The organism is Paraburkholderia terricola, assembly GCF_900142195.1.
GTDB lineage: Bacteria > Pseudomonadota > Gammaproteobacteria > Burkholderiales > Burkholderiaceae > Paraburkholderia > Paraburkholderia terricola.
In genome coordinates this window covers 1-16,412 of the sequence record NZ_FRAB01000002.1, presented here as the reverse complement: position 1 = coordinate 16,412, position 16,412 = coordinate 1, and the positions used below count along the sequence as shown (strand labels likewise).

Here is a 16,412-nt window from a genome sequence, read left to right as displayed (position 1 = left end):
AGCCTTCGCCTTACCAGCTGAAACCCTTGGCGTTGCTCTTGTCGACCATCTTCACGTCGACCGGAATCGCTTTCGGCACATTGGCGCCCCACTTCTTCGCGAGCGCGACGCCGAGCGCGATGCGCACCTGGTCGGCGGGGAATTGCGCGGACGTTTCGACGAACTTCGAATTCGGCTTCTGGATCGCGGCAATCGCTTCGGGCGCACCGTCGACGCTCGTCAGCTTGATGTCCTTACCCGATGCTTCGATCGCCGAGAGCGCGCCCATCGAGCCGCCGTCGTTCACGCTGAACACGCCCTTCAGGTTCGGATGCGCCTGAATCATGTTCTCGGTGACGGACAAGGCCGTCGCGCGTTCCTGCTTGCCGTTCTGCGTATCCACGAGCTTGACGCCGGGACTCCTGGCGAGCGCCGCCTTGCAGCCGCGCACCCGTTCGAGAATCGGCACCACCGGAATGCCGTCGAGAATCGCCACTTCGCCGCTGCCGCCGATCGACTTCGCCAGATACTCGCAAGCCATCACCCCGGCGTCGAAGTTCTTCGAGCCGACGAATGAATCGACCGGACCGTTCGCGTTCGCATCCACGGCGACCACCACCACGCCCGCCTTTTTCGCCGACGTCACCGCCGATTGAATGCCGGTCGAATCGGTCGGATTCACGAGCAGGATGTCGATCTTCTTTTGCAGCATGTCCTCCACGTCGCTGACCTGCTTGCTGACGTCGTGATGCGCGTCGGTGACGACCACCGTCGCGCCCATCGACGCAGCCGCGTCGTTCAGCGCTTTTTGCATCGTCACGAAGTACGGATTGTTCATCTCCTGGAACGTCATGCCGATTTTCAGCGGCGCGGCCTGCGCCGCCGGCGCGGCGATGAACGACAGACCGACCGCAAGCGCCGTCACCGCGGCCGTGCGGCGCGCGAGGGTCTTCAACGATGCCTGCTTCGAATTGGATTGCGTCATGGTTGTCTCCGTTTTTAAAAATGAGCACGTCCCTCACGCTGTCGAAAGACAGCGCGATACGTGTTTGCAACGCGGGTCGGTGAAACGCCTCGGCTCGAGGCCGGAAATGCTACGTGGGTGCCAGGTTGGGGGGATAAGCGGCGGCGCTGCGCGGCAAACCCGGCGCGAGCACGATCGCGGGCACGGCGTCGTCGATGCCCACGCCGCGCGCGGCGGCTTCCTCGGAAGCGTCGCGGCTCGCGCCGTTCAGTTGCTGATAGCGGCGAAACTTCGAGGGCGCCATGCCCTTCACGGCAAGGAACTGCCGGTTGAAATTCGACAGGTTGTTGAAGCCCGCCTTGAAGCAGATCTCGGTGACGCTCAGGTCTTCGTCCGTCAGCAGTTGGCATGCGAGGTTGATGCGCATGCGGTTCACGTACTGCACGAAAGGCAAGCCCGTATGACGGCGGAAGTAACGCGAGAATGCGCTCACGCTCTGCCCCGCCAGTTGCGCGAGGTCGGATTCGCGCAATTCGCCCGCGAGGTTCTTGCCGATATAAGAGAGCACGTGATTGATGCGGGTCGACGCGAAACCCGTGGGGTCCGCCTGATACGCGGGGCTGGCGAGCGTCTCGCGATCCTCGGCGCTCACGAGGATTTCGAGCATCGACATGAACAGCACCAGACGGCGCAGCCCGCGCGCCGCCAGCAATTCCAGAAAGAGCGGCTGGATCACCGCGCTCGTCGTCGCGCCGAACGACACGCCGCGGCGCGAGTCGGCCAGCAGCGCTTCGACCTGACGCCACTCCGGAAAACTGTCGACGCAGCTCGACACGAACTCCTGCCCGAATTGCACGACCAGATTGCGCTGCGCGATCGTCTCGCCTTGCGGCACGTCGCTCACCCAGTTGTGCGGCAGGTTCGGCCCCATCAACACGAGGTTGCCGGGCGCGAAGCTGCTGATATGGTCGCCGACGAACATCTTGCCGGTGGTCGCGACGATCAGATGAATCTCGTACTCCGGGTGAAAGTGCCAGCGCACCGTGCGATACGGATAGCCATGCGACCACACCTTGAAGGATTCGTCGCGGCGTACGGCCACGATCTCGAGATCGGGTTGCACTGTCTGCCTCCATGAAGCGGCTTGTGATCGCGCCGCGGGTCTTCGTCTTGTATAGCGAAAAGTAGCCTTCAATGGCGTTATCCACCACTAAAAATGAAACCGCGGACCGATACTTTTTTGCATTCGGGTTAGTCCCGACCCGGTTCGCGTCAAATTTGATGCAACGCAATACACGGGGCAACGCGTTCCCATCATGCGACGACGCATCGTCACGCATGCCGGAACGCACTGCCACGCCGCGCTGCGCCACGAAAACCCTGCGAGCTCGCCTTGACTTTCGTTTCGGCGGATACGATCATTCGTTCACAGTAAGAGCAAATGCTCCATCCAGAGAAAAAACGCACGCGCAAGCCGTGCGAGTCAAGGCATTCAGGAGACGCACATGAACAGCGGGCAAGGCGGCGCGGCCGCACACGTGATCCTCCACATCGGCGCGGGATCGTTTCATCGCGCGCATCAGGCGTGGTATCTGCATCGTTTGAACGAAGCGAACGTGGCGGGCGAGCCGCACTGGTCGCTGGCGGTGGGCAATATTCGCGGCGACATGAATGCGGTGCTCGAAGCGCTCGCGGCGCAAGACGGCGTCTACACGCTCGAAACCGTCACGCCGCAGGGCGAGCGCGCGTATGAAACGATTCGTTCGATCGAGCGTGTGGTGCCGTGGACCGAAAGCCTCGACGCGCTAATCGAAGCGGGCGCCGACCCGGCCTGCAAGATCATTTCGTTCACGGTCACCGAGGGCGGTTATTACCTCGACGAGCACCACAAGCTCGATACCGCCAATCCCGATCTCGCCACCGATCTCAAGGGCGGCCACACCACCATCTACGGCGCGCTCGCGGCGATTCTCGACGCGCGCATGAAGCGCGGCGCCGGTCCCGTCACATTGCAGACTTGCGACAACCTGCGCAGCAACGGCGAGCGCTTTCACGCCGGCATGAGCGAGTTTCTCGAACGGCGCGGCGCGAACGAACTGGCGCGATGGTTCGACGACAACACCGCCTCGCCGAGCTCGATGGTCGACCGCATCACGCCGCGTCCCACGCCGGACGTGCGCGAACGCGTCAAGGCCGCGACCGGCGTCGACGACGCCTGCCCGGTGATGGGCGAAGCGTTCATTCAGTGGGTGATCGAAGACCGCTTCATCGCGGGACGGCCGGCTTGGGAAAAGGTCGGCGCGGAACTCGTGGACTCGGTGCTGCCCTACGAGGAAGCGAAGATCCGCATTCTCAACGCGACGCATAGCTGCATTGCGTGGGCGGGCACGCTGGTCGGGCTGAACTACATTCACGAAGGCACGCTCGACGCGGACATCCAGAAGTTCGCGTTCGATTACGTCACCGAAGACGTGATTCCGTGTCTCACGCCGAGTCCGCTCGATCTCGAACGTTATCGCGACGTGGTGCTCGAGCGCTTCGGCAATCCGTATATCCAGGACACCAATCAGCGTGTCGCGGCCGACGGCTTTTCGAAGCTGCCCGGCTTTATCGCGCCGACGCTGGCCGAATGTTTCGAGCGCGGCGTCACGCCCGCGGCCACGGCAATGCTGCCGGCGCTGTTCTTCCGCTTTCTCGATCGCTGGCAAGCCGGCAAGCTGCCCTACGCGTATCAGGACGGCGTGATGGACGAGCGCGTCGCGCGCGGCTTCTTCGCGGCGCCCGATCCGTTGCAGGCGTTCGCCGCCGACCGGCTGCTGTGGGGCAGCATGGCGCAGACGCCCGAACTGGAATCGGCGCTGGCGGGCGCGCTCGCGCGCGTCGACGTGTGGCTGGCCAAACGCGGCGCGGCCTGAACATCGCGCTCGAACAATCCGCTTGAATATCCCGCACTCAGGCATAACGCGCATGGCACCGTGCGCGATGTGCGGCTAAAGTAGCGCATCCCTAACGACGAAGGTTCCGCGCCCATGTATCTCGGCATCGACCTCGGCACGTCCGAAGTGAAAGTCCTGCTGCTCGCCTCCAATGGACGCGTGATCGGCACGGCAGGCTCCCCGTTTACCGTTTCGCGCCCGCATCAGCGCTGGTCCGAGCAGAATCCCGAGGACTGGTGGGCCGGCACGCGCGCCGCGCTCGCCGCGTTGCGCGCCAAACATCCCGACGAGTTCGCGGAGATTCGCGGCATCGGCCTGTCGGGCCAGATGCACGGCGCGGTGCTGCTGGATGCGCAAGACCGCGTGCTGCGTCCCGCGATCTTGTGGAACGACATGCGCAGCGACAAGGAATGCGCGGAACTGACCGGGCGTGCGCCGCAACTGCACAGCGTGGCGGGCAATCTCGCGATGCCGGGCTTCACCGCGCCGAAGCTGCTGTGGGTCGCGCGCCACGAGCCCGAGATCTTCGCGCAAACCGCCTGCGTGCTGCTGCCGAAAGATTACCTGCGTCTGCAACTGACCGGCGGCAAGGTATCCGATCCCTCGGATGCGGCCGGCACCCTGTGGCTCGACGTCGCCAAACGCGACTGGTCCGACTCGCTGCTCGCCGCCTGCGACATGACGCGCGCGCAGATGCCGAAGCTCGCCGAAGGCAGCGAGCCGTCCGGCACGCTGCTGCCCGAGGTGGCGCGCGAGTTCGGCTTGAGCGACGGCGTGGTCGTCGCGGCGGGCGGCGGCGACAACGCCACGAGCGCGATCGGCATCGGCGCGACGCAACCGGGCGACGGCTTCGTGTCGCTCGGCACGTCAGGCGTGCTATGCGTGGTCGGCGACAGCTTCAGGCCGAATCCGTCCTCGGCGGTGCATGCGTTCTGTCACGCGATTCCCGATCGCTGGCATCAGATGAGCGTGGTGCTGTCGGCGGCGAGTTGCCTGCGCTGGGTCTGCAAGCTCACTTCCACCGACGAACCCACCCTGCTCGCCGAAATCGAGGCGCTGCCCGCCGACGCGTTGAACACCGCGCCGCTCTTTCTGCCCTACCTCTCCGGTGAACGCACGCCGCACAACGACCCGTACGCGCAGGGCGTGTTCTTCGGCATGACTCACGCGACCGACCGCGCCCTGCTCGGCTACGCGGTGCTCGAAGGCGTGACCCTCGCGCTCACCGACGGCCTCGACGCGCTGCGCGCGGCCGGCACCGAAGCGAAGGCGCTCTCGCTGCTCGGCGGTGGCGCGCGCAGCGATTACTGGGCGCAACTGCTCGCCGATGCGCTCGACACCGCTACCCGCAAGCACGGCGGCGGCGAAACCGGCGCGGCGCTCGGCGCGGCACGCCTGGGCTGGCTGGCCGCGGGCGGCGACCCGGACAAGGTGCTCGCCAAACCGCCGATCGAAAAGGAGTTCACGCCGAACCCGCGCCGTCACGCGGAACTGCGCGCACGGCTCGACGCGTATCGCGCGCTGTACCGCCATGTGCGGCCGCTGTTCGACCCCGCGCGTCAGCGGCTCGCGTAAGCGACGCCGGCGCAGCCGGTTCTCCGCCTGTTCCCGTTAACACGCGAGGACCGGCTGCTATCATCGGCGCACTTCAAGCAGAACCTCACCGTGCCCAAGTCCACAGAAAAATTAGATCTTGCTACCCGCGCCGCGTGGCTCTACTACGTCGCCGGCAATACCCAGAACGAGATCGCCGAAAAGTTGCAGGTGTCGCGCCCGGTCGCGCAGCGGCTGGTCGCCTTCGCGGTGGAAAAGAATCTGATTCGCGTGCGCGTCGATCACCAACTGGCCGATTGCCTCGCGCTCGCCGATCAACTGTCGAAGCGCTACGGCCTCTCCATGTGCGAAGTGGTGCCGGTCGACAGCGATACGTCCGAGGAAGTGGACCGCAAGCTCGCGGTGGCCGGCGCGCAGGTCATGGAGCGCTATCTCAGCGCGGAAAAACCGATGGTGGTCGCGGTGAGCAGCGGCCGGACGCTGAAGGCCGCGGTCGATCAGATCGCGCAGCTCGACCGTCCGCAGCACAGGCTGGTGTCGATGGTCGGGGCGATCGCTTCGGACGGCTCCTCGAACCGCTATGACGTCGCGCTGCACATTTCGGAGAAGACCGGCGGCAAGCACTTTCTGCTGCCCGCGCCGTTGCTCGCCGATAGCGAGGCCGAGCGCGCGCAATGGTGCAATCACCGGCTCTATCGCATCGTCGAATCGCTGTCGGCCAAAGCGGATGTCGCGTTCGTCGGCATCGGCGATATCGGGCCGAAATGTCCGCTGCACGTGGACGGCTTCATCACGTCGGCGGAAGTGAAGGAGTTGATGCGCAACGGCGCGGTGGCCGAAATGCTCGGCCTCACGATCGACGCCAGCGGCGCGCATGTCGAATCGCCGACCGGCCGGCGCGTGACGAGCATCCCGCTCGATTCGCCGCCGCGCCGTCCGACCATCGGCTTTGCCGGCGGCGCGCGCAAGCGCGAAGCGGTGATCGCGGTGCTCAAGGGCGGCTGGCTCTCGGGACTCGTCACCGACGAGTTGTGCGCGCGGGCGGCGCTCGAAGCCTGAGCGCCGTTGTCGGCCAAACGTGGCCAAGGCAGCGGCGCGAACGCCGCCGTCCCCGTCGTCACGCGGCCAGCACTTCCACGATCTTGCGCTGGAACGCCTTGCCTTCGCTGTCGAACAGATGACAGTGTTCCGGCGTCGCGCCGAGTTTCTGCACCGCGCCTTTCGACTGCCGTTCGAGCGGCGGAATCCGCGCGATCAGGCCGTCCGGCGCGACGCTCGACTCCGCGTACAGATAGGCCGCGTCGCCGAGCGATTCGACCGCCATCGTGCGCGCCGACACGCCGTCTTCGGTCGTGCCGACGTGCAGATGCTCGGGGCGAATGCCGACCGTCACCTTGTCGCCCTGCTTGACCGAGGCCGGCTCCACCGCGACGCGCTGCGTCTCGCCGGTTTCGTACAGCACCGTCACGCCGTCGTGCGCGACCGACTGTACGATGCCTTCCATGAAATTCATCTTCGGCGAGCCGATGAAACCCGCGACGAAGCGATTAGCGGGCGCGTGATACAGCATCGTCGGGCTGCCGACCTGTTCCAGATTGCCCGCCGACAGCACGACGATCTTGTCGGCCAGCGTCATCGCTTCGACCTGATCGTGCGTCACGTAAATCATCGTGGTCTTGAGTTCGTCGTGCAGGCGCGCGAATTCGAGGCGCATCTTCACGCGCAATGCGGCGTCGAGGTTCGACAGCGGTTCGTCGAACAGGAACACTTTCGGCTTGCGCGTGATCGCGCGGCCGATCGCCACGCGCTGGCGTTGGCCGCCGGAAAGCTGCTTGGGCTTGCGATCGAGCAGATGGTCGATGTGCAGGATCTTCGCCGCGTTGCGCACGGCCGCGTCGATTTCCGGCTTTTTGGTGCCGGCGAGCTTCAGGCCGAACGCCATGTTGTCGTACAGCGTCATGTGCGGATACAGCGCGTACGACTGGAACACCATCGCGATGCCGCGCTTGGCGGGCGGCACGTCGTTCATGCGCGTGCCGTCGATGGTGAGATCGCCGCCGCTGATGTCCTCGAGGCCGGCGATCATTCGCATCAGCGTCGATTTACCGCAACCGCTCGGGCCCACGAACACGACGAACTCGCCGTCCGCGATGTCGAGGTTGATGTCGCGCATCACCTCGTTGTCGTCGTAAGCCTTTCTGATGTTGCGCAGAGTTACGCTTGCCATGATGTGTCTCCGTGTCATGCTGTGTGTTGCTTATGCGTTGATGAAGCGCGCTTACGGCGCCGCCGCCGTCGCGCTCAGCGTCCATTGCGCGACCAGTTCGGGCAACTGCCGCATGTCGTCGAATACGTGGCGCGCGCCCGCTGCGTGCAGCTTGTCGATCTGCGCCTCGCTCGCGTGGCCGCCGCCGATGAAACCGAGCACCGTCATGCCCGCCGCGCTCGCCGCCGTCACGCCGGTGACGCTGTCCTCCACCACGAGGCACGCGGATGGCGCGAGGCCCAGGCCTTGCGCCGCCGCGAGATAGACATCGGGCGCGGGCTTCGGATTGGGCACCGCATCGGCGCAAAAAAGACGGTCGCCGAAAAACGTCACGAGGCCGGTGCGCGCCAGCACGGCTTCCACGTAGGGGCGGTAACTATTGCTCGCGCACCCCTTGATGAGCGGCACCTGGCCGAGCGCGGCCACGATGCCTTCGACCGCGCTCGCCTGCATCGCCGCCGCTTCCACCGCGCGGCGAATCGCGTCGATGTCCTCGACGGTGAGACTTTTGCCGAGCTGCGTCGCCGTGCCTTGCAACACTCTCTCGATGCGCAAGCCGAGCAGCGGCAGCACGACCGGCTCGACGTCGCTGCCCGGCCAGCGGGCTTCGAGTTCGTGCACCAGCATGCGCGCCGCCACGGCTTCGCTGTCGATCAACACGCCGTCGCAATCGCAGATCAGGGCGAGATTGCCTGCCGTCATTTGACCGCCCCGAAGGTGAGACCGCGCACCAGTTGCTTTTGCGACAACCAGCCGACGATCAGGATCGGCGCGACCGCGAGCAGCGAGGCGGCGGACAGCTTGGCCCAGAACAGGCCTTCAGGACTCGAGTACGAGGCGATGAACACGGTCAGCGGCGCCGCGCTCGAACTCGATAGATTGATGCTCCAGAACGCTTCGTTCCACGACAGGATCACGAGCAGCAGCGCGGTGGAGGCGAGTCCGGGCAACGCCATCGGCATCAGCAGATAGACGATCTCCTGCCACGTCGCGGCGCCGTCGATGCGTCCGGCTTCGAGAATGTCGCGCGGAATCTCGGCGAAGTACGTGAACGACATCCACACCGCGATCGGCAGATTGATCAGCGTGTAGACGATCACGAGACCCGACACCGTATCGAGCAAGCCGCTGTTCTTCCACAGCAGATAGATCGGCACCAGCACGCCGACCGACGGCATCATCTTGGTCGACAGCATCCACAGCAGCACTTTCTGCGTGCGGCGCGTCGGAAAGAACGCCATCGCATAGGCGGCCGGCACGGCGAGAATCAGGCACAGCACCGTGACGCCCGCCGAGATCAGGATCGAATTCCACGCGAACGAAAAGTAATTGCTGCGCGCGAACACCTCGCGGAAGCTGTCGAGCGTCGGGATGAAGAATAGCGACGACGAATACGCCTGCTGTTCGGTCTTGAATGCGGTGATCGTCATCCAGAAGATCGGAAAGAACAGCAGCAGCGCGACCAGCCAGGCGATCACGCCGGGAATGCCGCGGCGAATCGCGGCGAACGGCGACCTGGCCGGCACGGTCATGGGCGTCGCGCTCGACGCCGGAGTGGAGGCAACCTGGCTCATTTTTCGTACTCCCCTTTCAGGTTCTTCGCGAGCATCCGCACGAGGAAGAACGACACGATATTGGCCAGCACGACGGCGAGAATGCCGCCCGCCGAGGCGAGACCGACGTCGAACTGTTGCAGGCCGAGCGAATAGATCAGGTACGACAGATTGGTGGTCGCGGTGCCCGGACCGCCGCCCGTGGTCGTATAGATTTCAGCGAAGATCGACAGCAGGAAAATCGTCTCCATCATCACCACCACCGCTATCGCCCGTTTCAGGTGGGGCAGCGTGATGTAGAAGAACATCGAGAACGGACCGGCGCCGTCGATGCGCGCCGCTTCCTTCTGCTCCTGATCGAGCGACTGGATCGCGGTGAACAGAATCAGGAACGCGAACGGCAGCCACTGCCACGCGACGATCATGATCACGGCCGTCAACGGATACTCGGCGAACCAGTCGATCGGCTGCATGCCGAGTGCGCGCATGCCGTCCGCGATCAGTCCGTACACCGGATGCAGGATCATGTTCTTCCAGATCAGCGCGCTGACCGTCGGCATCACGAAGAACGGCGCGATCGCGAGCAGCCGCGCCACGCCCTGGCCGTAGAACTTGCGGTCGAACAGGATCGCCATCAGCACCCCGCCGACCACCGTGATCACCAGCACCGCGACGATCAACTCGAGCGTGTGTCCGATCGAGGGGCCGAACGACGGATCGCTGGCCAGATATTTGTAGTTGTCGAAACCGGCAAAACCCTTCAGGTCCGGGTTCAGCAGGTTGTAGCGCGAGAACGAAAACCAGATCGTCATCGCGAGCGGAATCGCCATCCACAGCACCAGCACCGCGACCGAGGGCGAAACCAGCCAGCGGGCGGAATTGGCTTTGCGGACTTCGCGTTCTTTTTCCGTCTGGGGATGCGCGGACATGAGAGGCAGGCGCAGAGGACGCATGATTGACCACCTGTTCGGTAATGCGCGGGACGTCGGCCCTGGCGGCCTGAACCGCGTTCGGCTACCGCGATTTGAAAGCGCTGTCGCGGCGCGTGCGCGGCAAGGACGGCCCGCTGTGCTGCGTGAGCCGGCTGACGGGCGTCAGCCGGCGCGTGCCACGGGAAGTCAGTGACTGACCTCAGTGACTTACTTCTGATAACCGGCCTGTTTCACCGCGCGATCCGCGGTGGCCTGGCCGGCGGCGAGCGCCTGATCGACCGTCATCTGACCGGCGATCGCACCCGAGATGCTCTGACCGACCACCGTGCCGAACGACTGGAACTCGGGAATTCCGACGAACTGCACACCCGTGTACGGCACCGGCTTCGCCGTCGGATGTTCCGGGTCGGCCGTTTCGATCGCCTTCAGCACGAAGTCGCCGAACGGCGCGGCCTGCTTGTACTCGGGGCGCGCATACGTGGACTGGCGCGTTCCCGGCGGCACCGAGGCCCAGCCTTCGTCTTTCGCGACCAGTTCGATGTACTGCTTCGAGGTGGCCCACGTGATGAACTTCTTCGCCGCGTCGGTTTGCTTCGACGACTTGGGAATCGCCAGCGCCCACGCCCACAGCCAATGCGAACCCTTCGGCGTGACGGCGACCGGCGCGGCGGCAAAGCCGACCTTGTCCGCGATCTGCGATTGCTGCTTGTTGTACAGCATGCCGGCGGCGACCGTGGCGTCGATCCACATCGCGCATTTACCCGACGACATCAGCGTGAGATTTTCGTTGAAGCCGTTCGAGCTCGCTCCGGGCGGGCCGTTTTTCTTCAGCAGGTCGACGTAGAAGCTGATCGCCTTCTTCCATTCCGGCGAGGTCAGTTGCGCGTTCCACTTTTCGTCGAACCAGCGGCCGCCGAAGGTGTTCACCACCGTCGTGCCGTAGGCCATGTTCTCGCCCCAGCCCGCCTTGCCGCGCAGGCAGATGCCGTAGATGCCGTTGGGCTTGTCGGTGAGCTTGTCGGCGAATTGGGAGATCTGCTCGTAGGTCGGCTGATCGGGCATCTTCAGGCCCTTCGCCGCGAACAGGTCCTTGCGGTAATACGTCATCGAGCTTTCCACATAGAACGGCAGCGCGTACAACTGGCCGCCGCTGGAAAGGCCGTCGCGGGCCGTCTTCACGACGTCGTTCAGATCGTAATCCGCAGGCAGGTTCGTGAGCGGCGTGAGCCAGCCGCGCTTGCCCCATTGCGGCGTTTCATACGCGCCGATCGTCATCACGTCGAACTGGCCGCTGCCGGTCGTGATGTCGGTGGTGGCGCGCTGGCGCAGCACGTTTTCCTCGAGAATCACCCAGTTCAGCTTGATGTCGGGGTTGGCTTTCTCGAACGCGGGCGAGAGCTTCTTCAGCTCGATCATGTCGGGATTGTTCAGCGTCGCGATCGTCACCGTGGCCGCCGACGCGCTCAGCGCGAAGCAGGCGATAGCGCCGGCGCTGGCCGCTTTTAGCGCGGATTTGAGGGCTGGTTTCATGTGTTGTCTCCTTTCTCGTACGTTATGTGATGCTGCGTTTATTCGACGAAATTCGTGTGAAGGCGGCGATGAAGGGCCGTGCTTCAGCTCATCCAGTTGCCGCCGTCGACGTTCAGCGTTTGCGCGGTGATGTAGTCCGCATCCGCCGAGGCGAGAAACAGCGCGGCGCCGGTCAGATCGTCGGGCACACCCATGCGCCCGAGCGGCACCGCTTCGCCGACGAGGCGCTTCTTCTCGCCGAGCGGCCGGTTTTCGTAACGGGCGAAGAGCGCGTCGACCTCGTTCCACATCGGTGTATCGACGACGCCCGGCGCGATGCCGTTCACATTGATCTTGTGCGGCGCGAGCGCCAATGCCGCGGATTGCGTGTAGCTCAACACGGCGGCCTTGGTCGCGCAGTAATGCGACACCAGCGCCTCGCCGCGCCGCCCGGCTTGCGACGACATATTGAGGATCTTGCCGCCGTGGCCCTGCTCGACCATCTTCTGCGCGACGGCTTGCATCAGGAAGAACATACCCTTCACGTTGACCGCGAAGAGGCGGTCGAACACGTCCCAGGATTCATCGAGGATCGGGCGCATGTCGAAGAGCGCCGCGTTGTTGAACAGAATGTCGATCTGGCCGAAGCGCTCCAGCGTGCTCGCCACGATGCGATCGATGTCTTCGCGGCGCGTGACGTCGGCCCGGACCGTCAGCACGCGATCGCCGTAGGCGGTGCGCAGCGCGTCGCCGAAACTGCCCGCCGGCTTCACGTCGACCAGCACGCAGCGCGCGCCTTCGTCCAGATATCGCCGGGCCACGGCCTCACCGATGCCGCTTGCCGCGCCCGTCAGAATGGCCACCTTGTCTTGCAATCGTGCCGACACTGCTCGTCTCCGGTTCGTTTCGCTTTTTGAGGCGCGGTGAGCGAACGCTCATTGCGCGAACAATTGCTCTGTTTGTGATCGAATGATCGGATACGGACCGGGTCATGTCAAGGCGCGCAGTGAGATTTCGATGGTGCAGCGCGGCAGGACCGCATGGGACGTGATTCCCGCAGCGATGTCGCTACGAGCAATGAATGCGAAACCGCACTCGACGTTCAGATGACTGACAAAAATTCGAGATACGTTATATCATTGCCGACTCGCACCGCTCCGCAACCTTGCCGGTTCGTTGCCGCCGACATGCCGCTTCGTCAGGAGGTCCGTACTGATATGGCTACATCGATTGCAGAACATCACGCCGTGCGGCTCGCGCACGCCGACGCGCACGCCGCCTTGCACGGGCTCGCGCTCACGCCGCTGCGTCGTCAGGTGTATGCGGCGATCGTCGCGAGCGAACGGCCGGTCGGCGCCTACGAGTTGCTGGCCGCGCTCGAACCGCAACGCGGCCGGATGCCGCCCACCACCGTCTACCGCGCGCTCGACTTTCTGCTCGCGCACGGCTTCGTCCATCGGATCGAATCGAAGAACGCCTACGTGGCCTGCTGCGAAGTCGGCGTGCCGCATCGCAGCCAGTTCCTGATGTGCGACCGCTGCGGCGCGACCGTCGAGATTCCCGGCGACGATCTCGCGGAACAGTTGTCGCACAGCGCGCCGGCGCACGGCTTCGAGGTGCATCGGCAGGTCGTCGAATTGAGCGGCTTGTGCGCGGTGTGCGCTCGCGCGACGCAGCCGGGCGCGCCGGCTTGAGCGTCGCCCGAACGCGGCACGCGGCCCTGGCATCCAGGCCGCGGCTCGCCGCTCCTGAAACCCTTTGACCCATCCACCTCTCACGCAGCAGGAAACAACGATGAAAAAAATCGGCTCGATGTTATTCGGAGCGCGCCGTGCGCTGAAGCTGTCGAAGTACGTGGCCGCCGCCGCTGCCGTCTGCGCGCTCGGCCACAACGCGTTTGCCGCGGATACGAAAATCCCCGTAGTCGCCGCCGAAAACTTCTACGGCGACGTGGTGCGTCAACTGGGCGGCGAGCGCGTCGACGTGACGAGCATCCTGAGCAATCCGGACCAGGACCCGCATCTGTTCGAAGCCAGCCCGAAGACCGCGCGCGCGCTGGAGCATGCGAGCCTTGTGGTCTACAACGGCGCCGACTACGATCCGTGGATGGCAAAATTGCTGGCCGCGTCGAAGAACACGAAACGCACGACGATCGTCGCCGCCGAGCTGGTCGGCAAGAAGAGCGGCGATAATCCGCACCTCTGGTACGACCCGGCAACCATGCCGAAGGTGGCGCGCGCGGTGAGCGAAGCGCTCGTCGCGGCTGACCCGGCGCACAAGTCGGCGTACGATGCGAACCTCGCGAAGTTTCTCGATTCGCTGAAGCCGATTGACGCGAAGGTCGCCGACCTGCATGGCCGCTACGCCGGCGTGCCGGTGACGGCAACGGAGCCGGTGTTCGGCTATATGTCGGATGCGATCGGCCTCACGATGCGCAACTTGCGCTTCCAGATGGCGACGATGAACGACACCGAAGCAAGCGCGGCCGATATCGCCGCGTTCGAACGCGATCTGCGCGAAAAGCGCGTGCGTGTTCTGATCTATAACAGCCAGGCAACCGAGGCTCTGACCCAACGCATGTTGAAGCTCGCGCAGCAATCGAAGGTGCCGACGATGAGCGTCACCGAAACCGAAACGACCGGCAACACCTATCAGACGTGGATGCTCAAGCAGCTCGACGCGCTGGGCGCGGCGCTCGCCGCGGGCGATACGGGCAAGGCCGCAGGCGGCGCGAAGGCGGCAGCCGCTTCGAGTGTCAAAGGAACAACGCAATGAATCCGACTGGCCGCGCCACGCCGGCAAATCCATCGACGAGCGCGGCCCCCCACGCGCCCGTGCTCGAACTCGAGCACGTCACGCTCGAACTCGGCGGCCGCGTGATTCTGCGCGACACGGGTCTGGTCGTGAACCAGGGCGAATTCATCGGCGTGCTCGGGCCGAACGGCGCGGGCAAGACCACGTTGATGCGCGCCGTGCTCGGCCTCGTGCCGGCGGCCAACGGCGCGATTCGCGTCCTCGGGCAACCGGTCGAGCGCGGCAATGCGTCGATCGGCTACATGCCGCAGACGCGCAGCGCGCTCGCCGGGCGCCGCGTGCGCGGCCGCGATTTCGTCGCGATGGCGGCCGACGGCCACCGCTGGGGCTTGCCGCATGCGGACAGCGCGACCCGCGCGGATGTGGAGCGCGTGCTCGATCTGGTCGACGGACGCAAGCTGGCCGAACGGCCGTTGTCGGAACTGTCGGGCGGCGAGCGGCAGCGCCTGCTGCTCGCGCAATGCCTGCTCGGCAACCCCAGGCTGCTGCTGCTCGACGAACCGTTGATCAGCCTCGACCCGCATCATCAGAAGAGCGTGGTCGAACTGGTGCGGCGCGTGCAGCAGGAACTCGGCATCGCCGTGCTGTTTTCGGCGCACGAACTGAATCCGCTCCTGAACGCGCTCGATCGCGTGCTGTACCTCGGCAGTGGCGTGGCCGCGCTCGGCACCGTCGATGAAGTGATCACGAAGCCGGTGCTCTCGCGCCTCTACGGCTCGCCGATCGACGTGATGCGCGTGAACGGCCGCATCTTCGTGATGTCGGGCGACGTCGAAGTGGAAAAGCACGATCACGAGCACGAACACGACGAGAACGGCGGCCATGCGCATACGCATGGGCACCAGCACGACTCACGCAACGGACACACGCACGATGTTTGAATACGATTTCATGGTGAACGCGTTCGCGGCGTCGGGGATCGTCGCGGTGCTGGCGGGCGTGGTCGGCTATTTTCTGGTGCTGCGCGGACAAACCTTCGCGGGTCACGCGCTTTCGCACGTCGGCTTCACCGGCGCGACCGGCGCCGTGCTGATCGGCATTTCGCCGATCTGGGGGATGATCGGCTTCACGCTCGCGGCGGGCGTCGGCATGGGCGCGCTCGGTGAGCGTCTCGCCGGACGCGATGTGGCGATCGGCGTGATTCTCTCGCTGTCGCTCGGTTTCGGCCTGCTGTTTCTGCACTTCTTCACCGCCTACGCGACCCAGGTCACCGCACTGCTGTTCGGCAACGTGCTCGGCGTGAATACGTCGACGCTCGGCGTGCTCGCGGCGTTGGGCGTCGTCAGTTTGCTGGCGCTCGCAGCGATCATGCGGCCGCTGCTGTTCGCTTCGTTGCAGCCGGAACTGGCCGAGGCCAAGGGCGTGTCGTTGCGTCTCGTGTCGGTGCTGTTTCTGGCGATCGCCGCGCTGGCCGTGGCGGCGTGCACGCAGATCGTCGGCGTGCTGCTGGTGTTCACGCTGATGGTCGGTCCGGCCGCCGCGGCGCAAAACGTGACCACGCGGCTTTCGATCGGCCTCGTGCTCGCCGCCGCGTTTGCGCTGGTGCAGGCGTGGCTGGGATTGACGCTGGCATTCCATACCGATTGGCCGACCAGTTTCTGGATTACCGTGCTGTCGGCGGCGGTGTATGGCGGGAGTCTGTTGATGCGGCGCTGAGTTGGCGGGTCGCGGCGGCACACACCTGAATGCCGCCGCGATCGCCTCAGGACTTCAGCCGAGCAGCACCTTCGCGTGATGCGCGATGTGATCCTCGATGAAGGTCGAGATGAAGTAGTAACCGTGGTCGTAGCCCGCATGACGGCGCAGTGTGAGCGGCTGCCCCGCGGCCTTGCAGGCGGCCTCGAACACATCGGGATTCAGTTGCTCGGCGAGGAATTGATCCGCGAGCCCCTGATCGATCAGAAT

General features: G+C 64.9%; 16 protein-coding genes. 7 read left to right on the top strand and 9 right to left on the bottom strand.

Annotated elements, in window-relative coordinates:
* Positions 1–10 precede the first annotated feature (10 nt).
* Together BUE39_RS01875 and BUE39_RS01870 are read right to left on the bottom strand one after the other, a co-directional pair.
* A complete protein-coding gene (locus BUE39_RS01875) occupies positions 11–964 on the bottom strand; it encodes a substrate-binding domain-containing protein (protein WP_073426968.1) in 954 nt (317 codons plus the stop codon).
* A 109-nt stretch (positions 965–1,073) separates the two neighbouring features.
* Positions 1,074–2,066, bottom strand: a complete 993-nt coding sequence (locus BUE39_RS01870; protein ID WP_073426967.1) for an AraC family transcriptional regulator — start codon at positions 2,064–2,066, stop codon at positions 1,074–1,076.
* Between the two features lie 382 nt (positions 2,067–2,448).
* Between BUE39_RS01870 and dalD the strand changes: the two genes are divergently transcribed.
* From dalD to BUE39_RS01855, 3 genes are all read left to right on the top strand, one after another.
* Complete coding sequence (gene dalD / locus BUE39_RS01865) at positions 2,449–3,858, top strand: D-arabinitol 4-dehydrogenase (RefSeq protein WP_073426966.1); 1,410 nt, start codon at positions 2,449–2,451, stop codon at positions 3,856–3,858.
* Between the two features lie 114 nt (positions 3,859–3,972).
* Positions 3,973–5,454: a xylulokinase gene (gene xylB, locus BUE39_RS01860; protein WP_073426965.1), complete on the top strand. Its 1,482-nt coding sequence runs from the start codon at positions 3,973–3,975 to the stop codon at positions 5,452–5,454.
* Between the two features lie 90 nt (positions 5,455–5,544).
* Entirely contained in the window at positions 5,545–6,492 is a 948-nt protein-coding gene (locus tag BUE39_RS01855) for a sugar-binding transcriptional regulator (RefSeq protein WP_073426964.1), read from the top strand.
* A 58-nt stretch (positions 6,493–6,550) separates the two neighbouring features.
* Here BUE39_RS01855 and BUE39_RS01850 read toward each other — a convergent pair whose 3' ends face one another.
* The 6 genes from BUE39_RS01850 to BUE39_RS01825 all read right to left on the bottom strand — a co-directional run bounded on the left by BUE39_RS01850 (position 6,551) and on the right by BUE39_RS01825 (position 12,580).
* Positions 6,551–7,660 (bottom strand): ABC transporter ATP-binding protein, encoded by a 1,110-nt coding sequence (locus tag BUE39_RS01850; protein WP_073426963.1) that lies wholly within the window; start codon positions 7,658–7,660, stop codon positions 6,551–6,553.
* Between the two features lie 51 nt (positions 7,661–7,711).
* A complete protein-coding gene (locus tag BUE39_RS01845; RefSeq protein WP_073426962.1) occupies positions 7,712–8,401 on the bottom strand; it encodes an HAD family hydrolase in 690 nt (229 codons plus the stop codon).
* The gene (locus BUE39_RS01840) at positions 8,398–9,231 is read right to left on the bottom strand and encodes a carbohydrate ABC transporter permease (protein WP_227470792.1); all 834 of its coding nucleotides are present in this window, start codon (positions 9,229–9,231) and stop codon (positions 8,398–8,400) included. The genes BUE39_RS01845 and BUE39_RS01840 overlap by 4 nt, the downstream gene beginning before the upstream one ends.
* Before the next feature lie 38 nt (positions 9,232–9,269).
* Positions 9,270–10,205 carry a carbohydrate ABC transporter permease gene (locus BUE39_RS01835; RefSeq protein ID WP_073426960.1) on the bottom strand — a complete coding sequence of 312 codons (936 nt, stop codon included), beginning with the start codon at positions 10,203–10,205 and terminating at the stop codon, positions 9,270–9,272.
* Positions 10,206–10,391: 186 nt separating this feature from the next.
* Positions 10,392–11,714 carry an ABC transporter substrate-binding protein gene (locus tag BUE39_RS01830; RefSeq protein WP_073426959.1) on the bottom strand — a complete coding sequence of 441 codons (1,323 nt, stop codon included), beginning with the start codon at positions 11,712–11,714 and terminating at the stop codon, positions 10,392–10,394.
* Positions 11,715–11,797: 83 nt separating this feature from the next.
* A complete protein-coding gene (locus BUE39_RS01825) occupies positions 11,798–12,580 on the bottom strand; it encodes an L-iditol 2-dehydrogenase (protein ID WP_073426958.1) in 783 nt (260 codons plus the stop codon).
* A 330-nt stretch (positions 12,581–12,910) separates the two neighbouring features.
* Here BUE39_RS01825 and BUE39_RS01820 point away from each other — a divergent pair, with 330 nt between their 5' ends.
* From BUE39_RS01820 to BUE39_RS01805, 4 genes are all read left to right on the top strand, one after another.
* Complete coding sequence (locus BUE39_RS01820) at positions 12,911–13,387, top strand: Fur family transcriptional regulator (protein WP_073426957.1); 477 nt, start codon at positions 12,911–12,913, stop codon at positions 13,385–13,387.
* A gap of 100 nt (positions 13,388–13,487) precedes the next feature.
* Complete coding sequence (locus tag BUE39_RS01815) at positions 13,488–14,468, top strand: metal ABC transporter solute-binding protein (protein ID WP_073426956.1); 981 nt, start codon at positions 13,488–13,490, stop codon at positions 14,466–14,468.
* Positions 14,465–15,388 carry an ABC transporter ATP-binding protein gene (locus BUE39_RS01810; RefSeq protein WP_073426955.1) on the top strand — a complete coding sequence of 308 codons (924 nt, stop codon included), beginning with the start codon at positions 14,465–14,467 and terminating at the stop codon, positions 15,386–15,388. Before BUE39_RS01815 ends, BUE39_RS01810 begins: the two co-directional genes overlap by 4 nt.
* Positions 15,381–16,163, top strand: a complete 783-nt coding sequence (locus tag BUE39_RS01805) for a metal ABC transporter permease (protein ID WP_073426954.1) — start codon at positions 15,381–15,383, stop codon at positions 16,161–16,163. Before BUE39_RS01810 ends, BUE39_RS01805 begins: the two co-directional genes overlap by 8 nt.
* Positions 16,164–16,217: 54 nt before the next feature.
* On the opposite strand, the gene BUE39_RS01800 is transcribed toward BUE39_RS01805, so the two are convergent.
* A partial coding sequence (locus BUE39_RS01800) for an alpha/beta hydrolase-fold protein (protein ID WP_268801982.1) occupies positions 16,218–16,412 on the bottom strand: 195 nt, incomplete at its 5' end.

Coding starts and splice junctions, on each gene's coding strand:
- BUE39_RS01875 (WP_073426968.1), bottom strand. CDS start 964: ATGACGCAATCCAATTCGAAGCAGGCATCGTTGAAGACCCTCGCGCGC.
- dalD (WP_073426966.1), top strand. CDS start 2,449: ATGAACAGCGGGCAAGGCGGCGCGGCCGCACACGTGATCCTCCACATC.
- xylB (WP_073426965.1), top strand. CDS start 3,973: ATGTATCTCGGCATCGACCTCGGCACGTCCGAAGTGAAAGTCCTGCTG.
- BUE39_RS01850 (WP_073426963.1), bottom strand. CDS start 7,660: ATGGCAAGCGTAACTCTGCGCAACATCAGAAAGGCTTACGACGACAAC.
- BUE39_RS01845 (WP_073426962.1), bottom strand. CDS start 8,401: ATGACGGCAGGCAATCTCGCCCTGATCTGCGATTGCGACGGCGTGTTG.
- BUE39_RS01840 (WP_227470792.1), bottom strand. CDS start 9,231: ATGACCGTGCCGGCCAGGTCGCCGTTCGCCGCGATTCGCCGCGGCATT.
- BUE39_RS01835 (WP_073426960.1), bottom strand. CDS start 10,205: ATGCGTCCTCTGCGCCTGCCTCTCATGTCCGCGCATCCCCAGACGGAA.
- BUE39_RS01830 (WP_073426959.1), bottom strand. CDS start 11,714: ATGAAACCAGCCCTCAAATCCGCGCTAAAAGCGGCCAGCGCCGGCGCT.
- BUE39_RS01820 (WP_073426957.1), top strand. CDS start 12,911: ATGGCTACATCGATTGCAGAACATCACGCCGTGCGGCTCGCGCACGCC.
- BUE39_RS01815 (WP_073426956.1), top strand. CDS start 13,488: ATGAAAAAAATCGGCTCGATGTTATTCGGAGCGCGCCGTGCGCTGAAG.
- BUE39_RS01810 (WP_073426955.1), top strand. CDS start 14,465: ATGAATCCGACTGGCCGCGCCACGCCGGCAAATCCATCGACGAGCGCG.
- BUE39_RS01805 (WP_073426954.1), top strand. CDS start 15,381: ATGTTTGAATACGATTTCATGGTGAACGCGTTCGCGGCGTCGGGGATC.